The organism is Cellulosimicrobium sp. SH8 (assembly GCF_025818875.1).
Taxonomy (GTDB): Bacteria; Actinomycetota; Actinomycetes; order Actinomycetales; family Cellulomonadaceae; genus Cellulosimicrobium; species Cellulosimicrobium cellulans_D.
Window position 1 is genome coordinate 310,849 of record NZ_JAMXMH010000004.1, and the last position, 17,325, is coordinate 328,173.

Genomic DNA, 17,325 nt, shown 5'->3' on the forward strand with positions numbered 1-17,325 from the left:
GGGCGCCGGTCTGCTCAGTGCCGGAAGCCGGCGAGCGCGGCGTCCAGCGCCGCGAGCATCCCCGAGCGCAGGGCCGCGGGGTCGCCCGTCTCGCGTGCGAGGGCCAGCCCGGCGCCCTCGACGGCGCCGACCGCGGCACCGACCATCGGGGCGACGTCGCGCAGCGGGCTCCGCGTCCCGCGTGCGACGCGGTCGGCGAGCCCCGCGGCGAGCGACGAGAGCCGGGCGACGAGGGAGGCGGGCACGCGACCGCTCCCGCCCAGGGCCGCACGAGCGCGCGCCTGGGCGACGAGGGCGCCGTCCGACGTCGCGGCGTCGACGAGCGCTCGCACCGCGGCGTCGACCCGGGCGGCGGCCGACGGCGCGCGCGACTCCTCCGCGACCCGCCACGCGAGCTCGGTGAACGCGTGCACGTGGTCGAAGAGGAGGTCCTCCTTGGTGGGGAAGTGCAGGTAGAACGTGCGCTCCGAGACGTTGGCGGCGCGTGCGACCTCGGCGACCGTCGTGCCGGCGAACCCCTGCGCCGCGAAGAGTCGTCCCGCGCTCGCCAGGATCGCCTCGTGGGTGCGTCGTCTGCGGGCGTCGTGGCCGTTCTCGCTCGTCACGCGAGGAGCCTAGCCGCCAGAGGCACAGTATGCAGATCTGTAGTTTGTGGCAGAGTGGGTCCATGGAGCCACCGAACCGCCCCCGTCGCTACGTCGTCACCGGCGCGGACTCCGGCCTCGGGCGCGAGGTCGCCCGACTGCTCGCCCGGACGGGCGACGTCGTCGCGTGCGGGGTGGGCCCGGGCGCCGACGTCCGCGCCGACCTCACGACCCGGGAGGGGCGCGCGGCGCTGGTCGAGCAGGTCTGTCGCCTGACGGACGACCGGTTCGACGCCGTCGTCGCGGTCGCGGGGTCCGGCGCGCCACGACCGGAGACCGTCGCCCTGAACTACTTCGGCACCGTCGAGGTGCTCGACGGCCTCCGGCCCGTGCTCGCGTCCGGCACCGCACCGGCCGTCGTCGTGGTGTCGTCGTCCTCGACGCTCCACCGGGGGAGCGGCACGCTGGTCCGGGCCTGCGCGCGCGGCGACGAGGAACGGGCGCTCGCGACCGCACGACACCTGGTACGGACCAGACGGGCGAGCCAGCTCTACCGGTCGAGCAAGATCGCGCTGAACCACTGGGTGCGGACGACGGCCGTGCGCGAGGAGTGGGCCGGTGCGGGGATCGTCCTCAACGCCGTCGCGCCGGGCATCGTCGCGACCGAGACGGTCACCCGGACCTGGGAGCGCGACCGGGCGCTCCTGGAGACGGCGCTCCCGCAGCCGCTCGGGGCGCCCGGCCCGGTCGCGCCCGTCGCGCACCTGCTCGCTCACCTGGTCGCGGCGGAGAACCGCTTCACGACGGGACAGGTCGTGTACGGCGACGGCGGCACGGACGCGCTGGTGCGCGGCACCCGGCCGCAGCGGTCCTACCTGCGCTACGGAGCGCGCGACGTCGTCGCGATGTGGCGCGCGGCGCGGTCGGGAGCGTCGTAGCGGGCGTCGAGGCCGCGATCCTGCGGCCAGCGTGGGCACTGACGTCGCGTGAGGGTCAAGCGCCGCCGCGCGGCTCGTCGGCGAGGAGCGCGTACGTCACGCCGTCGACCCAGCCGAGGTCGCGGTGCAGCGAGTCCCGCACGCCGACGCCCTCGCGCCGCATGCCGACGCGCTCCATGAGCCGCCACGACGGCTCGTTGTCCGCGAACGCGTTCGCGACGACCCGGCGCAGGCCGAGGTCGTCGAAGCACACCGTCAGCAGGGCCCGGACGGCCTCGGTCGCGTACCCGCGCCCCTGGTGCGACGGCGAGAACGCCCACCCGATCTCGGCCTCGTCCGGGCGGGGGCGGTCGACGACGTCGCGCTGGCCCCAGCCGTCGCGCACCGCGAGGTAGAGGTCGCCGACGACGTCGCCGTCGCGCTCCACGACGAGCGTGGTCGCGAGCCGGTCGGGGTCACCGTGATGCGCGCGCCACTCCTCGGCGCTCGTGAAGCGCTGGGAGAGCCGTCGGTCCACCGCGGGCAGGCTGCGGTAGTCGAAGAGCGCGTCGGCGTCCTCGGGACGAGCCCGGCGCAGCGTGAGGCGCGGGGTCGCGACGGGCCAGGCGACCCGCGCCAGAGGGTCGTCACGGACGGCGGCGGTCTCGGGCATGAGGTCCACCTTGGCACGCGTCGCGGCCCCGGGCCGAGTCCGATGCGGAGGCGTGGAGGGCTCAGAGCTCGAGGACGACCTTGCGGGTGCCGAACGCGTTGAGGACCTCGTGCCAGTGGGAACGGAATCTCTCGGCGCCGCCACCGGACGCCGCGCTCACGTTGATGACGACGATGTCCCTGTCCTCGGGGTCGGGTGCCAGCGGGCGGGACTCGGTGTACAGGACCGCGGTGCCGGGGTCCGTCTCGGCGTCGACGGCGATCGAGAGCACGTCGGACGGTAGCAGGGGAGAGGTCGCGAAGACCTCGACGAACACGGTCTCGGTGGCGACGACCGTGCGCAGGTCGACACCAAGCTCGTAGAGGTCGTCGGCGACGGCAGCCACCGATGTGACGACCGACTCCGTCTCAGGAGCCTGCCAGGTCGGGACCCGGACGGTGGCCGTGGCGACGTAGCCCGCATCCGCCGTGCCACCGAACTCGTCGAGGCTCGCTTCCAGGACGCCAGGTGCCACCCGCAGACCATCGAGGGCCGCCTCCACCTTCGCCCGGGGGTCGGGGCGGGGCGCCTGGTCGGGCTCGAGGTCATACCCGCCGTAGGAGCACGCGGCGATCGCAAGGCTCAGTGCGGCCGCCACGAGGGCCGCCGTGGCGCGGCGAGCGCCCCGTCGCGTGCTCGTCGACCCGACGACTGCCCGGTGCACGGTCATCCGGCGAGGCTACGGGGCATCCCTCGACGTGTCACAGGAGGCGCCCCCGCCCGGTCGACAGGGGTGACAGGGCGGCACGCGCCGCACGCAGCGACAGGAGGACACCATGAAGATCGTCGTGATCGGCGGTACGGGGCTCATCGGCTCGAAGCTCGTCACCGTGCTGCGGGACCGCGGCCACGAGGCCGTGCCCGCCTCGCCCAACTCGGGCGTCAACACCCTCACCGGTGAGGGCGTCGCGGCGGTGCTCGAGGGCGCGGACGTCGTGGTCGACGTCTCGAACTCGCCGTCGTTCGAGGACCAGGCGGTCCTCGAGTTCTTCCGCACCTCGACGGGCAACCTCCTGGCGGCCGAGGAGAAGGCCGGCGTCCGCCACCACGTCGCGCTGTCCGTCGTGGGCACGCAGGGCCTGACGGAGAGCGGGTACTTCCGCGCGAAGATCGCGCAGGAGGAGCTGATCACGGGCTCTCCGGTGCCGTACTCGATCGTCCACGCGACGCAGTTCTTCGAGTTCCTCAAGTCGATCACGGACGGCGCCACGCAGGACGGCGTCGTGCACCTCGCGCCGGTCCTGTTCCAGCCGATCGCCGCCTCCGACGTGGCCGTCGCCGTCGCGGACGTCGCCACGGGCGCGCCGGTGCGCGGCATCGTCGAGGTCGCGGGGCCCGAGGTCTACCGGCTCGACGAGCTCGTCCGGACCACGCTCGTGTCGCTCGACGACCCGCGCGAGGTGGTCGCCGACCCGGAGGCACGGTACTTCGGTGCGCCGCTCTCCGAGGGCTCGCTCGTGCCGGGCGACGGCGCGGTGCTCGGCGGCACCCGGCTCGCGGACTGGCGCACGCAGCAGTCCGTGGCGACGCGGTAGCGGACGGGGCGGCCGAGAGCACTCGGCCCATATCGCCGGGCGGGCGTCCTCGCGCGAGGACGCGTGGGGGTCGCCCGCCCGGCGCGACGACGTGTCACCCTGCGGGACGACGGCGAGGAGCGCATGGACACGGAAGCACTCGGCCCGACGGTGCGCCGGCTCCGGCTCGCCGCCGACCTGACCCTGGAGCGGCTCTCCGAGCTCTCCGGCGTCAGCGACCGGGCCCTTAGCGACATCGAGCGCGGCGCGGCCCGCGGCCCCCAGCACCGGACGATGCTGGCCGTCGTCGACGCGCTCGGCCTCGGTGAGCACGACCGGGCGCTCGTCCTGCGAGCCGCGCGCGAGGGACGTCGCCGGGCCCGTCCCGAGCCGGGGTGGCGCCTGCCGCTGCCGCGCGGGGCGGCCGACTTCACCGGGCGCGAGGCGGAGCTCGACCGCGTGACGCGGGCGCTGCGCGCGGAACCCGGCGAGCAGCCGCCCGTCGTGGTCGTCACGGGTCCACCGGGGTACGGCAAGACGAGCCTGGCCGTGCGCGTGGCGCAGCGGCTGCAGGCCGAGTTCGACGACCAGCTCTTCCTCGAGCTCGCGGGGACCGCGCCCGACGTCGTGCGCCCGGGCACCGTGGTCTCCCGGCTCGTCCAGGCCCTCGTCGGCACGGGCACCCGGGGCAGCGACGACCCTGGCCGGCTGCGGGCCCTGCTCGCGGGTCGGCGCGTCCTCGTCGTGCTCGACGACGCGCACGACGAGGCGCAGGTGCGCGCCGCGCTCCCGTCGACGGGCCCCGCCGCGGTGCTCGTGACGAGCCGGCGACGCCTCGAGGGCCTCGAGGACGTCGTGCGGGTCGACCTCGAGCGGCTCACCTCCGGCGACTCGCGTGCCCTGCTCGCGCGGATCATCCCGGAGCAGCAGGCGTCCGCGGCCGACCTCGCGCGACTCGCCGAGCTGTGCGACGACGTCCCGCTCGCGCTGCGCATCGCGGCGAACCGGCTCGCGAGCAGGGCGACCTGGACCGTGGACGCGCTGGCCTCGCGCCTCGCGGTCGCGGACCGTCGCCTCGACGCCCTGGCGGCCGGCGACCTCTCGGTGCGCGCGGCGATCGACCTCTCGTTCGACCAGCTCGGACCGGCCGCGCAGCGGCTGTTCCGCCGCCTCGCGCTCGCCGACGGGCGCGACGTCGGCACCGGGCTCGCCGCGACCCTCGCGCAGGAGCCGGCCTGGACGACCGAGGAGCTGCTCGACGAGCTCGTGTCGCTCAGCCTCGTCCGCCCGGCCGAGCACGACCGGTACGCGCTGCACGACCTGCTGCGCCTCTACGCGCAGCGCGCGCTCGCCGACGAGGAGCCGGCCGAGGTCCGCGCCGGCGTCCGCGACGCCGCGGACGCGTGGCTCCTGCGCACCGCGGTCCGGGCGGGCCGGTGGTTCGAGCCCGACGTCCTGGGCGACGGGTCCGCTGACGCGGAGGACGTCGTCGGGCTGGCGACGGGCGAGGAAGCCCGCGCCTGGCTCACCGACGAGTCGGCGGCGTGGTTCGCCGCCCTGGGCCGCGCGGGCGGGAGCGGTGACCATCAGGTCGTGGTCGAGGTCGCCGAGGCCCTGCACTGGTTCTCGGACCTGTGGCCCTACTGGGGACACTGGCACGAGGTCTACGCGGCGTCGGCCGCGGCGGCCGAGGCGCTCGGCGACGACGCGCTCCTCGCGACCCACCTCGGCTACCTCGCGTGGGCGCAGGTCCACTGCCGGGGCGACGTCGCCGCGGGCACGGCCGCGGCCGAGCGTGGGCGCGAGGTCGCTGACCGGGTCGGCGACCCGGACCTGCGCGCGTGGGCCGCCTACTACGTCGGCTGGTGCGCGAGCTCCGGGGGCGACCACGCGCTCAGCGTCGCCGCGTCGGAGGACGCGATCGCGCTCTTCCGGCGCGCGGAGGACCGCGAGGGGCTGCCGCAGGCGCTGTTCCAGCGGGCGCAGGGGCTCGCCGCGCTGGGACGCGCGGACGAGGCGATCGCCCACCTGCGCGACGTCGTCGCGCTCGTGCGCGACCCGCGCACCGCGCCGCGCGGGCAGGTCGCCGAGTTCACCGCCCTGCACGCGCTCGGCACGATCGCGCGCATCAGCCTCGACCGGCAGGACTGGGCGACCACGCGCCGCGTCGCGGACGAGGCGATCACGGGCTTCCTCGCGCAGGGCGCGCACCCGTCGGCGGCGCACATGCACGTGTTCCGCGCCCACGCCCGGCGCGCGCAGGACGACCACGCGGGCGCGCGCGCCGACCTGGCCCGGGCGGTCGAGCTCTTCGAGGGGTCGGGCGACACCGAGGGACTCGCCGCGGCGCGGGCCGCGGGCGCGCTGGTGCGTGGCGCGGTCGACGGCGGCCCCCGTCGCCGGGGCGACGGGGGCCGCACGGGTCGGACCGTCAGGAGACGGCGGCGACCGCGTCGATGATCGTCGCCGCGACCTCCGCGGGGCGCGAGACCGACAGCGCGTGGGACGCGCCCACGACGGCGGTGCTCGCGCGCGCCCCGGCACGCTCGGCCATGAAGCGCTGGAGCTCGGCGGGGATGTTCTTGTCCTCCTCGCCGTAGACGAACCACGACGGGACGTGCCGCCAGGCCGCCTCGGCGCCGGGCAGGCCCTCGCTCAGCGCGAGCTCGGTGACGGGACGCTGCTCGGCCGCCATGACGACGGCGCGCTCGACCGGGACGTCGTGCGCGAACTGCGACGGGAACGCGTCGCCGCGGATCCGCAGCTCGTTCCCGCCGCTCGTCAGCGGGTAGCCGATCAGGGTCTCGCCGAGCGTGCTGCCGGGGAACTTGCCCGAGAGCTGGAGCGCGGACTCCCCGGCGTCGGGCGCGAACGCCCCGACGTAGACGAGCGCCCTGACGGCGTCGACGCCCGCCGCGGCACCGGTGACGACGATGCCGCCGTACGAGTGCCCGACGAGGACGACGGGGCGGCCGATCGCCGCCACGACGTCGCGGACGTACTCGGCGTCGCCCGTGACGGAGCGCAGCGGGTTGGCGATCGCGACGACGTCGACCGACTGCGCGAGGAGGCGCTCGACGACGCCGTCCCAGCTGTCGGAGCCGGCGAACGCGCCGTGGACCAGGAGGACGATGGGCTTCGTGGTGGACATGGTTCTTCCTTCTCTCGGGGTGGTCAGAGGGTGCCGAGCGCGGTGCGCAGCACGTGGACGGCCTGCTCGACGGCGGCCGTGGCGGCACGCGTCGGGCGCAGCGGGTTGAGCATCATGAAGTCGTGGATCGTGCCGTTGTAGCGCAGGCTCGTCGTGGGGACGCCGGCCTGGAGCAGGCGCCGCGCGTACGCCTCGCCCTCGTCGCGCAGGACGTCGTTCTCGTCGACGACGACGAACGCGGGCGGCAGCCCGGCGAGGTCGTCGAGCGAGGCGCGCAGCGGCGACGCGGTGATCTCGGACCGGCGGTCGACGTCGGGCAGGTAGCTGTCCCAGAACCACGCCATGGCCCGCGCCGTGAGGTGCGGGCCGTCCTTGAACTCGCGGTAGCTCGCCGTGTCCTGCGCGGCGTCCGTCACGGGGTAGTACAGCGACTGGTGGACGAACGTCACGTCGCCCCGCTGCTTGGCGAGCAGCGTGAGCGCGGCCGTGAGGTTGCCGCCCACCGAGTCGCCCGCGACGGCGAGGCGGGACGCGTCGAGACCGAGCGCCGCGCCCTGCGTCGTGATCCAGCGGGCCACCGCGTAGCCCTGCTCGAGCGCGACCGGGTAGCGCGCCTCGGGCGAGCGGTCGTACTCGACGAACGCGACCGCCGCGCGGGCGCCGACGGCGAGCTCGCGCACGAGGCGGTCGTGCGTGCCGGCGTCGCCGAGCACCCAGCCGCCGCCGTGCAGGTAGAGCACGACGGGCAGCGTCCCGGTCGTGCCGCGAGGCGTGACCACGCGGACGCGGACCGATCCGTCGCCCGCGGGGACGGTCACCCAGGTCTCCTCGACCTGGGCCATCTCGATGAGCTGCGCCTGCAGGTCGTCGAGGACCTTGCGGGCGCGTTCCGGGCCGAGCTCGTCGACGAACGGTGGGGTCGCGACGGCGTCGGCGAACGCCTGCGCCTCCGGTTCCAGGACGGGTTCGCTCATGGTCTTCTCTCCTTCGGTGCGATGGATCCCCTGCTCCTCCAGCCTGCGAACCCGCGGGCCCGGGCACCACGAAGAACGCACGCAGGACTCGCGCTCCGCGCACGCGTGTCACAGGACGGGCGCGCGCCCGGTCGAACGGGTGCAGCAGGACGACGCACGTCGGAGGGGTCCGGTCGAGTCGTGAGGTAAGAGCGGGAGCACCGGGTTTCAGGCGGCCCTCCGCGGGTACGCGCCAAGCAGATCGCGGCTGGTCCCACCCGCCGCCGGACCCGTGCGCGACGGTGCGTCCTGCCCTGTCACAGATCACGGCCCTGTCCGGTCGGGTGGGGGAAGGGCGTCCGGCCGAGCGGCCGGGGGTGACGGCGACACGAGGGCGGGGCGAGGATGGCGGACGTGGACGGGCGGGCGGCGGACCTGACGGTGGCGGAGCAGCAGTTCAGCGCGGCGCGGCGCAGGCTGTTCGGGATCGCGTACCGGATCCTCGGCAGCGCGGCGGAGGCCGACGACGTGCTCCAGGACGCGTGGGTGCGCTGGCAGACGTACGACCGCTCGACCGTGCGCAACCCCGACGCGTTCCTCACGACGACGGTGACGCGGCTCGCGATCAACGTCGCCCAGTCGGCGCGCGTGCGCCGCGAGACGTACATCGGCCCCTGGCTGCCCGAACCCGTGGACACCAGCGCCGACCCGACGCTCGGCGCCGAGCGGGGCGAGGCGCTCGAGGTCGCGCTCCTCATGCTCCTCGAGAAGCTCACCCCGACCGAGCGCGCGGCGTACGTGCTGCGCGAGGCGTTCGACTACCCGTACGAGCAGATCGCGGAGATCATCGGGCACTCGCAGGCGAGCGTGCGCCAGCTCGTGAGCCGCGCGCGCCGGCACCTGGGGGAGGAGCGCCGCGCGCCGGTCGCCCCGGAGGCCCAGCGCCGCCTGCTCACCGCGTTCGTCGCGGCGGCGAAGGCCGGTGACGTCGCGCTCCTGGAGCAGCTCTTCGCCGAGGACGTGATCTCCTACTCCGACGGCGGCGGCGCGGTCCGCGCGTCGAAGTTCCCGGTCGTGGGGCGTCCGCGCGTCGCGAAGTACCACCACGCGTTCGCGGCGCGCTTCTGGGAGGGCGTCGACGTGGAGCCCGCCGACGTCAACGGCCACCCGGCCGTCAAGCTCTCGCACGACGGGCAGCTCTTCGCCGTGCTCACGGTGCGCGCCACCGTCGACGGCATCGACCGCGTGCTGTGGATGATGAATCCGCAGAAGCTCGCGGCCGTCTCCGCGTAGTCGGCGCATGTCTCAGCGAGACGGGTCGAGGAGACCTGGTGCGGCCGGGGCGGAGCACGCTCGCGTCGTCGCCGCGCTCCACCGCGCGACGGGCGAGGGAGACCGCGACGCCGTGCGCGCCCTCGTCGAGCCCGCTGCGACCCTGTGGGTCGACGCCGCCGGCAGCGACGACGCGACGCCCGGGTTCGCCGAGGGCGGCGACGAGACGGCGCGGGCGCTGTGCCGGGTCCTGCGCCCCGGGCCAGGGGTCGTGGTCGCGGTGCGCTCGGTCAACGGCGCGGACGGCCTCGTGGTGCGCCAGGACGGCGTCGTGACGGGCGTCGTGAGCGTGGCGGTGCGGTCGGACCGGGTCTGCGAGGCGTGGGTCGTGCTCAGCCCGTCCAAGCTCGCACGGTGGAATCGCGACTGAGACGCCCGGACCGGCAGGGGTCTAGTGTCTCCCCATGACGCTCTACCTCGACGACCGCGACGAGGGCCTGTCACCCACGACGAGCCACCCCGCGTTCGTGTCCCTCGCGCCCGAGCCGTTCTACGACGAGGGCGAGGACTTCTCGCCGTTCGGCAACGACTCCGGGCACGACGCGCTGCGGGACCTCGAGGAGTGGTACGCGGCCGACGGCCGCGACGACGCGCTGCCCGCGTTCGTCGACGGTCTCCTCGCGGCCTGGGACCTCGGGGTGCCGGAGGACGTCTGGGTGGCCGGGCGCGCGGCCGCGTCCGACGGGCTCCGCTCCGGGGCGCTGGACGAGGCGGCGCTCGCGGCGGAGGCGCGGGCGCAGGTCGCGATCGTGCTCGGCCAGCTCAAGATCCGGGGCGGACTCACGCCGCAGGCCCGCGCCGTGGGCACCCGGGCGCTCGACGTGCTGGGCGCGCTCAACGACCACGCGCGCGCGGCGTGCCCGGACTGGCCGTACGCGGACGACGACGCCGCCGCCACGGCCGCGATGGCCGCCGTCGTGCGGGACGCGCCGGACCTGGCCTGACGCCGCGCTACGCCGCCGGTCGCGACGGGTCGTCGTCGGCACGACCGCCCACGAGGGTGCGCACCCGCTCCCACCGCGCCCGGTACCGCGCACCGAACCGTGCCTGTGCGCGGGCGAGCCGGTGGGGCCGCTGCGCGTACCGCCGTCGGGCCCAGGGCGACGTCGGCTTGGCGAGCCGGACCGCCCCGACGAACGCCACGACCGGGACGACGATCCCGACGAGGCCCGTCGCGAGCTTGCCCTTGAGGATGCACACGAACGCGAGCGCGAGGTGGACGACGACGGTCACCGTGTACGCGAGCCAGCCGCCCTGCGAGCCGTCGGACGTGACCCCGATCGGCGAGGCGGACAGGAGCAGCGCACCTCCGAGCGCACCGCCCACGAGGATCGCGTCGATCGAGCGCTGGCCCTCCTCGGACCAGTAGACGTCGTCGACGAACAGCCAGAGCGCGAACTCGTCGAGCGCGAGCGCGGCGCCCGCCCCGAACAGGAGCGCGAGCACCTCGGACCACGGGTGCCCGGGCGAGTACCGGAACTCGAGCATCCCCGTGAGCAGGACGAGGAGGATGCCCCAGACCTGGTGGTGCACGTGGACGCCCCCGACGGACACGTCGCCCAGGAGGGCGCGCCGGGGTCGTGCGGCCGGACCGGGGTCGGGAGGCGGTCCCGCCTCGCGGCGCGCGCGGATGCGGCGCGTGATCGACCGCACGACGACGAACGTCACGACGAACCCCACGAGCGCGAACAGCGCGGGCGCGCGCCCGGTGTCGACGACGTGCTCGGTGTACCAGTCCACGGGTGCACCTCCCCGGCGCGGCCGACCGTCTCTCGGCCCATCGTCGCCGGTCCCGGGGCGCCCCGGCGAGCGGGACGCCCCGGGGCCGGGCTCAGCGGCCGGGCACGGGGACGCGGCGGAGCGCCCCGTCCGAGCCCAGCTCGAGCGCGACGTCGACGCCGAGCCGGGCGAGGAAGCCGTCGTCGTGGCTGACGACGAGCAGCGCGCCGGCGTAGCCGGACAGGGCCTCGACGAGCCGGTCGACGCTGCGCACGTCGAGGTTGTTCGTCGGCTCGTCGAGCACGAGGAGCTGGGCGGGCGGGTCGGCGAGCAGGAGCCGGGCGAGCGAGACGCGGAAGCGCTCGCCGCCCGACAGCGTCGACACCGGGCGGTCCACGCTCGACCCCCGCAGGAGCAGGCGCGCGAGCTGGTTGCGGATCGTGCCCGGCGCCGCGCCCGGTGCCCCGTCGCGCACGTTCTCGAGCGCGCTGCGGGCGTCGTCGAGCCCGTCCAGCCGCTGCGGCAGGTAGCCGACGCGGTCGGTGAGCAGCGTCCCACCCGCGCGCCCTGGCTCGGGTGCGCGGGTGGCGAGCAGGTTCTCCAGGAGCGTCGTCTTGCCGGTCCCGTTGGCACCGACGAGCGCGACCCGCTCGGGCCCCTGCACGACGACCGTCCCGTTCGACCCGTGCAGCTCGGCGAGGCGGCGACCGCGCGGCACGTCGGGGTCGGGGAGCACGAGGTGCACGTGCTCGTCGTCGCGCACGCGGGCCGCCGCGGCGTCGAGCGCGTCCTGCGCGGCCTGGACCTTCGCGTCCAGGCCCTGACGCATCGAGCCGGCGGACACCTGCGCGGCGGACGCGCGCAGTCCCATCGAGATGCGTGACCCGGTGCGGTTCGCCTGCGCGGTGCGCGCGGTCCGCTCGCGGCGCGCGAGCTTGGTCTCGGCCTCGACGCGCTGGCGCTTCTCGGCGCGCAGCGTCTGCTCGGCGGTCCGCGCGGCCTGCGCCGCGGCGGCCTGGTCCGCGTCGAGCTGCGCGCGCCACGCGCTGTACGGCCCGCCGAAGGTGGTGAGGCGGCCGCCGTGCAGCTCCGCCGTCTCGTCCATGTGCTCGAGCAGCTCGAGGTCGTGGCTCACGACGACGAGCGTCCCGGGCCAGTCGTCGACGAGCGCCGCGAGCCGCGCCCGGGTGCCACGGTCCAGGTTGTTGGTCGGCTCGTCGAGCAGCGTGATCGCGCTGCGCCGCACGCGCAGCCCGCTGATCGCGACGAGCATCGCCTCGCCGCCCGACAGCTCGCCCACGCGCCGGTCGAGGCCGACGCCGTCGAGCCCGATCTCGGCGAGCGCCTGCGCGGCGCGCGCCTCGACGTCCCAGTCGTCGCCGACGGCGTCGAAGTGGCGCACGTCCACGTCCCCGGACTCGATGGCGCGCAGCGCGGCGAGCGTGCCGTCGATGCCGAGGAGGCGCGCGACGCTCGCGTCCTGCCCGAGGGTCAGGGTCTGGGGCAGGTAGGCGACGTCGCCGGTGGTCGTGACGCGGCCCGACGTCGGCGTGAGCAGGCCGGCGACGAGGCGCAGGAGGGTGGACTTGCCGGCGCCGTTGTCGCCGACGAGGCCCGTGCGGCCGGTGCCGAACGTGCCGGTGAGGTGCGAGAGCGCGACGGTGCCGTCGGGCCACTCGAAGGTGAGGTCGGTCAGGGTCACCGCGGAGCGGTGCGGGGTGGACATGAGGTGCTCCTCGTGCCCGCGGTGGAGCGGGCAGGGTCGTGCCGGGGAAGGACAGGGCGGCGCGGGAGCGGTGCGGCGGGTCCGGGCACGACGAGTCCACGGCACGAGCCGGGAAGGGTCGCCCACGGGGGCTCCGTCACGGAGCCAGGGGCGAGAGGGTGCGCTGGGACGGGCCGCCGACGGCTCGGCGGCTAGAGTCTGTCGACCTCGATGAGCACGTGCCGATGCTATCAGCGACCCCGGTCAGCGCGGCGTCGTCGCAGTCCCGAGCGCGTGCACGAGCCCGGCCACCAGGGCGGCGGCAGCCGCGCTCGAGTGCGGCCGGGTCACGAGCCCGAGGGACCACGTCTCGGGCGCGTCGAGCGGGACCGCGACCGCGCCGTCGGCGGGCTCGTACATGTCGGCCGGGACCACCGCGACCCCGAACCCCGCGGCGACGAACGCGGGCAGGTCCCCGACGTCCGCGACCTCCGTGTCGGCGCGCGGCGCGACGCCCGCGTGCGCGAACGCGCGCTCGGCGACCACGCGGTTGCCGAACCCGCGCGGCGTCGTCACGACGCGCTCGTCGGCCAGGTCGCCCGGCGCGACCGACGCGGCCCCGGAGAGCGCGTGCCCGGTGGGCAGGACCGCGACGAACGTCGCGGACGTGAGGCGCGTGTACCGCAGGCCCGGATGGTCCTGCGGGTCCAGCCCCGTGAAGGCGACGTCGACGACCCCGCGGCGCACGTCCTCGCCGAGACCCGTCGAGCCGGCGGGGCTCGGCGTCAGGCGCAGCTCCACGCCCGGGTGACGCTCGCGGAACGCCGCCAGCACGCGCGGCAGGCCGAGGTAGCCGAGATTGGTGAAGACCCCGAGCCGGACCGTGCCGCGCACGAGGTGCGGGCCGGGCGCGACGGCGGCGCGCGCCTCGTCGACCGCGTCGAGGACCGCGCGAGCCCGGGGGAGCAGCGCCTCGCCCTGCGAGGTGAGCGCGACGGCGCGCTTGGTGCGCTCGAACAGCCGGGCACCCAGCTCGGTCTCCAGCGCGCGCACCCCCGCGGACACGCTCGACTGCACGGCGAACACGCGCGCCGCCGCGCGTGTGAAGCTCAGCTCCTCGGCGACGGCGACGAAGTACTCGAGCTGGCGCGTCTCCATGGGGCGACGCTACCCGAGAAATCGGCATAGGCGATCAGGAGTATCGAGACAAGTCGTTGGACACGATCACTCGACCGGGCGCACGGTGGTGCGCATGACCTCGACCTCGACGCAGACCCCGAGCCTCGCACGAACCTCCCCGCGGGCGACCCGGCGGCGTCCACTCGTCTCCCACGGCTCCGGCTTCCTCGTCGTGGCGCTCGCGTTCGCCACCGCCATGGCGTTCTCGACCGTCCCGACCCCGCTCTACCCCCTCTACCAGGTGCGCGACGGGCTCCCCACGGTCGCCGTGACCGTCGTCTTCGCCGCCTACGCGGTCGGCGTCGCGGCGAGCCTGTACCTCGTGGGTCACCTCAGCGACCGGTTCGGACGCCGGCGCGTGCTGCTCCTCGGTCTCGCGGCCGAGCTCGTGGCGGCGCTGCTGTTCCTCGCGCTCGACGGGCTCGGCGGGCTCGTGGCCGCGCGGCTCGTCTCCGGGGCGGGGATCGGTGCCGTCACCGCGACGGCGACGGCCCACCTCGCCGAGCTGCGCGCGGTCGCGCGCCCGGACGGCTCGCGCGACGCGAGCGCGGTCGCCGGCCTGGCGAACATCGGCGGCCTCGCGCTCGGCCCGCTCGTCGGCGGGCTCCTGGCCCAGGCCGCACCCGCCCCGCTCACGACGCCGTATGTCGCGTTCGCCGTCCTGCTCGCGGCCGCGATCCTCGCCGCGGCGGCGGTGCCCGAGACGGTCGCGCCCACCGTCGGTCGGTACGCCTACCGCCCGCAGCGTGTCGCGGTGCCCCGGTCCGGGCGCGGCACGTTCGTCGCCGCGGCCGCGGCCGCGTTCGCCGGCTTCGCCGTGTTCGGGCTCTTCACGTCGCTCACGCCGAGCGTCCTCGCCACGGTCATGCACGAGGAGTCGCGACTCGTCGCCGGCCTCGTGTCCGCTGCGGTGTTCGCGTCCGCCGCCCTCGCCCAGCTCGCCTCCGGGCGGCTCGCCCCCGCGCGGCAGGTGGCGCTCGCGGTCGCGCTGACGCTGTCCGGGCTCGTCGTCCTCGCCGTTGCGGTCGCGCTCGCGTCCTTGCCGGGCTTCGTCGCCAGCGCGGTCGTCGCCGGGGCGGGTGTCGGCATCCTCTTCCGCGGCGCGCTCGCGACGGCGGGGTCGCTCGCCGAACCGCAGCGGCGCGGCGAGGTGCTCGCGGGGGTATTCCTCGTCGCCTACGTCGGGCTCGCCGTCCCGGTGCTGCTCCTCGGGCTCTCGCTGACCGTCGAGCCGCTGCGCCTGATGGTCGTCGTCTTCGCCGCCGCGACCGCCGTCCTCGTCGCCGTCGCAGCGCCGGGGCTCGCGCGCCGGCGCTGAGCGGACGGCCGAACCCGGGCTCGCTCCGCACCTGGGACGTCGGGTGGGGGTGGATCCCGGGTTCGGCCGCGCGGGTAGCGCTTTCCGGTCGCCGTGTGCCAAACTCGGCCCGACCGGCGAGAAACCGGTTTCTTGCACCGACGAAGGAGTTGGGTGATGGCAGGACGGTGGGTCAGAGGTTCGCTGGCCGCGGCGACCGCGGTCGTGATGGCGGTGACCGGGACCGCGCTGACGAGCAGCGCGGCGACGGGTCCAGCAGGGGAGGACGGCACGCCCCCGGGCCTTCCGGGCGCGGCGGACCTCGGCCGGCAGGTGCTCGGGGCGAACGACGGCTGGGGTGCCGCGAACGGCGGCATCACGGGCGGGAGCGCGGCGAGCGCCGAGCGCGTGTACGTCGTCGACACCTGGGAGGAGCTGCGCGCCGCGCTGGGCGGGGCCGGCGCGCGGACCGACACGACGCCCCGCATCGTGTACGTCGACGGACGCGTCGACGCGTTCGCCGGGACCAGCTGCGAGGCGATCGCCGCGACCGTTCCCGTCGCGGGGAGCGACGTCCCGTTCTCGATGGACGACTACGTCGCGGCGTACGACCCCGCGACGTACGGGTGGGTGGACCCGGCCGGTCCGCTCGAGGACGCGCGCGTGGTCGCTGCCGCGGAGCAGGCGACGCGCACGCTCCAGCACGTGGGGTCGAACGTGACGATCGTCGGCCTGGGCACGGACGCGCAGGTCGTGGGCGCGAGCCTGCGGATCCGGGACGCGCGCAACGTCATCGTCCGCAACGTCACGTTCTCCGACGCGCGCGACTGCTTCCCCGCCTGGGACCCGGGCGACGGCGACTCGGGCAACTGGAACTCGGCGTACGACAACGTGTCGGTGTGGTCGTCGGAGAACGTGTGGGTGGACCACAGCACGTTCGACGACGGCGAGCACCCGCCGTCGTCGCTGCCGACGGTGTTCGGCCGCCCGTACGAGATCCACGACGGCCTGCTCGACGTCACGCACGGCTCGGACCACGTGACGGTCTCGTACAACCACTTCTCCGACCACGACAAGACGGCGATCCTCGGCTCCTCGGACAGCCGTACCCAGGACGCGGGCAAGCACAAGGTGACGTACCACCACAACCGGTGGACCGACGTCGGGCAGCGCGCCCCGCGCGTGCGGTTCGGGGACGTGCACGTCTACAACGAGCTCTACGAGCAGACGCGCGAGGGCATCTTCCAGTACTACTGGGGCGCGGGCGTCGACTCGAGCATCTACGCCGAGAACAACGCGTTCGAGCTCGCCCCGGGCGTCGACCCGGCGCGGATCGTCGCACGGTGGAAGGGCGAGCGGCTCTTCGAGGCCGGCTCGACGGTGAACGGCGAGCCGGTCGACCTCGTCGCCGCCTACAACGCCTCGGTGGCTGAATCGGATCGGCTCGCGGACGAGGCGCGCTGGACCCCGACCCTGCACGGCACGGTCGACCCGACGTGGGCCGTGCCCGCGATCGTCCGTTCCTCCGCGGGAGCGGGGCGGCTCGGCCCGATCGACGCCCCGGCCTACGACCCGCGCGCGACGTACGGCGCGGGCGACGTCGTCGTCCACGACGGCGCGGTGTTCCGCGCCCAGTGGTACGCGCGGGGAACGACCCCGGGCGCGGCGTGGGGACCGTGGGAGGAGCTGGCCGCCGACGTGCGCGGTGTGCCCGTCTGGACCCCGACGCGTGTGTTCCGGTCGGGCAACGCGGTCGTGCACGACGGCGCGGTGTGGGTCGCGCAGTGGTGGTCGCGCGGGCAGGAGCCGGGCACCGGCTCGTGGGGCCCGTTCCGCGCGGTCGGCTGAGACGCGCGGTCGTGAGGACGAGCTCACGGGGACGACGAGGGTCCGGTCGGCACGACGCGCCGGGGGTGTCGTGCCGACCGGCCGCTTCGCGCGCTCGGGGTGTCTCTCGACGTCCCGGCGTGGTCAAGCGGTGCGCGGACGATCCTGCGGCTCTGGAGAACGCGGCGTTCACGGGGTCCGACTACTGGGCTGGTCACGCACGGGGATGGCTCGAGCAGGGGCTTGCGCCCGGTTCTGTGGCCGCCCGCCCTGGCCGCTGGAGGCAGACCTGTCCCGCTCGCCGCCCATCCGGCACCGCGCGCGTCGACTGCGCATGCGCGCCACCGAGAGTCACGCCCTAGGTGTGATGTCCAGGGAGGTTGGTCAGCCGGCTGACCGGCGGCTGGTTGCCGATCGCGCTGTGGAGCCTGTGGT

At 75.5% G+C, this 17,325-nt stretch carries 16 protein-coding genes; 8 read left to right on the forward strand and 8 right to left on the reverse strand.

The window, feature by feature from the left end; all coding sequences use genetic code 11:
* Window positions 1–14: 14 nt before the first annotated feature.
* Window positions 15–605: a TetR/AcrR family transcriptional regulator gene (locus NF338_RS08020; RefSeq protein WP_264030273.1), complete on the reverse strand. Its 591-nt coding sequence runs from the start codon at window positions 603–605 to the stop codon at window positions 15–17.
* Between the two features lie 62 nt (window positions 606–667).
* Here NF338_RS08020 and NF338_RS08025 point away from each other — a divergent pair, with 62 nt between their 5' ends.
* Window positions 668–1,522 carry an SDR family oxidoreductase gene (locus NF338_RS08025; protein ID WP_264030274.1) on the forward strand — a complete coding sequence of 285 codons (855 nt, stop codon included), beginning with the start codon at window positions 668–670 and terminating at the stop codon, window positions 1,520–1,522.
* Window positions 1,523–1,577: 55 nt separating this feature from the next.
* On the opposite strand, the gene NF338_RS08030 is transcribed toward NF338_RS08025, so the two are convergent.
* Both NF338_RS08030 and NF338_RS08035 read right to left on the reverse strand, forming a co-directional pair.
* A complete protein-coding gene (locus tag NF338_RS08030) occupies window positions 1,578–2,174 on the reverse strand; it encodes a GNAT family N-acetyltransferase (protein ID WP_264030275.1) in 597 nt (198 codons plus the stop codon).
* A 61-nt stretch (window positions 2,175–2,235) separates the two neighbouring features.
* Window positions 2,236–2,883 (reverse strand): hypothetical protein, encoded by a 648-nt coding sequence (locus NF338_RS08035; protein ID WP_264030276.1) that lies wholly within the window; start codon window positions 2,881–2,883, stop codon window positions 2,236–2,238.
* A gap of 106 nt (window positions 2,884–2,989) precedes the next feature.
* On the opposite strand from NF338_RS08035, the gene NF338_RS08040 reads away from it, so the two are divergent.
* Window positions 2,990–3,748 (forward strand): SDR family oxidoreductase, encoded by a 759-nt coding sequence (locus tag NF338_RS08040; protein WP_264030277.1) that lies wholly within the window; start codon window positions 2,990–2,992, stop codon window positions 3,746–3,748.
* Window positions 3,749–3,871: 123 nt separating this feature from the next.
* Window positions 3,872–6,187, forward strand: a complete 2,316-nt coding sequence (locus tag NF338_RS08045) for an ATP-binding protein (protein WP_264030278.1) — start codon at window positions 3,872–3,874, stop codon at window positions 6,185–6,187.
* Here NF338_RS08045 and NF338_RS08050 read toward each other — a convergent pair.
* Together NF338_RS08050 and NF338_RS08055 are read right to left on the reverse strand one after the other, a co-directional pair.
* On the reverse strand, window positions 6,159–6,878 hold the full coding sequence (locus NF338_RS08050) for an alpha/beta fold hydrolase (protein ID WP_264030279.1): 720 nt from the start codon (window positions 6,876–6,878) through the stop codon (window positions 6,159–6,161). The genes NF338_RS08045 and NF338_RS08050 overlap by 29 nt on opposite strands.
* 23 nt (window positions 6,879–6,901) lie before the next feature.
* Window positions 6,902–7,852, reverse strand: a complete 951-nt coding sequence (locus NF338_RS08055) for an alpha/beta hydrolase (protein ID WP_264030280.1) — start codon at window positions 7,850–7,852, stop codon at window positions 6,902–6,904.
* A 393-nt stretch (window positions 7,853–8,245) separates the two neighbouring features.
* Here NF338_RS08055 and NF338_RS08060 point away from each other — a divergent pair, with 393 nt between their 5' ends.
* From NF338_RS08060 to NF338_RS08070, 3 genes are read left to right on the forward strand one after another with little or no spacing between them, the layout of a single operon-like run.
* Complete coding sequence (locus NF338_RS08060; RefSeq protein WP_264030281.1) at window positions 8,246–9,124, forward strand: RNA polymerase sigma-70 factor; 879 nt, start codon at window positions 8,246–8,248, stop codon at window positions 9,122–9,124.
* A 7-nt stretch (window positions 9,125–9,131) separates the two neighbouring features.
* The gene (locus tag NF338_RS08065) at window positions 9,132–9,533 is read left to right on the forward strand and encodes a hypothetical protein (protein WP_264030282.1); all 402 of its coding nucleotides are present in this window, start codon (window positions 9,132–9,134) and stop codon (window positions 9,531–9,533) included.
* A 34-nt stretch (window positions 9,534–9,567) separates the two neighbouring features.
* Window positions 9,568–10,107, forward strand: a complete 540-nt coding sequence (locus NF338_RS08070) for a hypothetical protein (RefSeq protein WP_264030283.1) — start codon at window positions 9,568–9,570, stop codon at window positions 10,105–10,107.
* A gap of 7 nt (window positions 10,108–10,114) precedes the next feature.
* On the opposite strand, the gene NF338_RS08075 is transcribed toward NF338_RS08070, so the two are convergent.
* The 3 genes from NF338_RS08075 to NF338_RS08085 form a co-directional block, all read right to left on the reverse strand.
* Window positions 10,115–10,903: a hypothetical protein gene (locus NF338_RS08075; RefSeq protein ID WP_264030284.1), complete on the reverse strand. Its 789-nt coding sequence runs from the start codon at window positions 10,901–10,903 to the stop codon at window positions 10,115–10,117.
* A gap of 91 nt (window positions 10,904–10,994) precedes the next feature.
* Window positions 10,995–12,608 carry an ABC-F family ATP-binding cassette domain-containing protein gene (locus tag NF338_RS08080; RefSeq protein WP_264030285.1) on the reverse strand — a complete coding sequence of 538 codons (1,614 nt, stop codon included), beginning with the start codon at window positions 12,606–12,608 and terminating at the stop codon, window positions 10,995–10,997.
* A gap of 243 nt (window positions 12,609–12,851) precedes the next feature.
* The gene (locus tag NF338_RS08085; protein ID WP_264030286.1) at window positions 12,852–13,745 is read right to left on the reverse strand and encodes a LysR family transcriptional regulator; all 894 of its coding nucleotides are present in this window, start codon (window positions 13,743–13,745) and stop codon (window positions 12,852–12,854) included.
* Between the two features lie 94 nt (window positions 13,746–13,839).
* Here NF338_RS08085 and NF338_RS08090 point away from each other — a divergent pair, with 94 nt between their 5' ends.
* Window positions 13,840–15,084, forward strand: coding sequence for an MFS transporter (locus NF338_RS08090; protein WP_264030287.1), 1,245 nt, complete (start codon window positions 13,840–13,842; stop codon window positions 15,082–15,084).
* A gap of 156 nt (window positions 15,085–15,240) precedes the next feature.
* Complete coding sequence (locus NF338_RS08095) at window positions 15,241–16,911, forward strand: carbohydrate-binding protein (protein ID WP_264030288.1); 1,671 nt, start codon at window positions 15,241–15,243, stop codon at window positions 16,909–16,911.
* Window positions 16,912–17,325: the final 414 nt, after the last annotated feature.

Excerpts from the sequence above, each read along its gene's own strand:
- NF338_RS08025 (WP_264030274.1), top strand. The coding sequence starts at position 668 with ATGGAGCCACCGAACCGCCCCCGTCGCTACGTCGTCACCGGCGCGGAC.
- NF338_RS08030 (WP_264030275.1), bottom strand. The coding sequence starts at position 2,174 with ATGCCCGAGACCGCCGCCGTCCGTGACGACCCTCTGGCGCGGGTCGCC.
- NF338_RS08035 (WP_264030276.1), bottom strand. The coding sequence starts at position 2,883 with ATGACCGTGCACCGGGCAGTCGTCGGGTCGACGAGCACGCGACGGGGC.
- NF338_RS08040 (WP_264030277.1), top strand. The coding sequence starts at position 2,990 with ATGAAGATCGTCGTGATCGGCGGTACGGGGCTCATCGGCTCGAAGCTC.
- NF338_RS08045 (WP_264030278.1), top strand. The coding sequence starts at position 3,872 with ATGGACACGGAAGCACTCGGCCCGACGGTGCGCCGGCTCCGGCTCGCC.
- NF338_RS08050 (WP_264030279.1), bottom strand. The coding sequence starts at position 6,878 with ATGTCCACCACGAAGCCCATCGTCCTCCTGGTCCACGGCGCGTTCGCC.
- NF338_RS08055 (WP_264030280.1), bottom strand. The coding sequence starts at position 7,852 with ATGAGCGAACCCGTCCTGGAACCGGAGGCGCAGGCGTTCGCCGACGCC.
- NF338_RS08065 (WP_264030282.1), top strand. The coding sequence starts at position 9,132 with ATGTCTCAGCGAGACGGGTCGAGGAGACCTGGTGCGGCCGGGGCGGAG.
- NF338_RS08070 (WP_264030283.1), top strand. The coding sequence starts at position 9,568 with ATGACGCTCTACCTCGACGACCGCGACGAGGGCCTGTCACCCACGACG.
- NF338_RS08080 (WP_264030285.1), bottom strand. The coding sequence starts at position 12,608 with ATGTCCACCCCGCACCGCTCCGCGGTGACCCTGACCGACCTCACCTTC.
- NF338_RS08085 (WP_264030286.1), bottom strand. The coding sequence starts at position 13,745 with ATGGAGACGCGCCAGCTCGAGTACTTCGTCGCCGTCGCCGAGGAGCTG.
- NF338_RS08090 (WP_264030287.1), top strand. The coding sequence starts at position 13,840 with ATGACCTCGACCTCGACGCAGACCCCGAGCCTCGCACGAACCTCCCCG.
- NF338_RS08095 (WP_264030288.1), top strand. The coding sequence starts at position 15,241 with ATGGCAGGACGGTGGGTCAGAGGTTCGCTGGCCGCGGCGACCGCGGTC.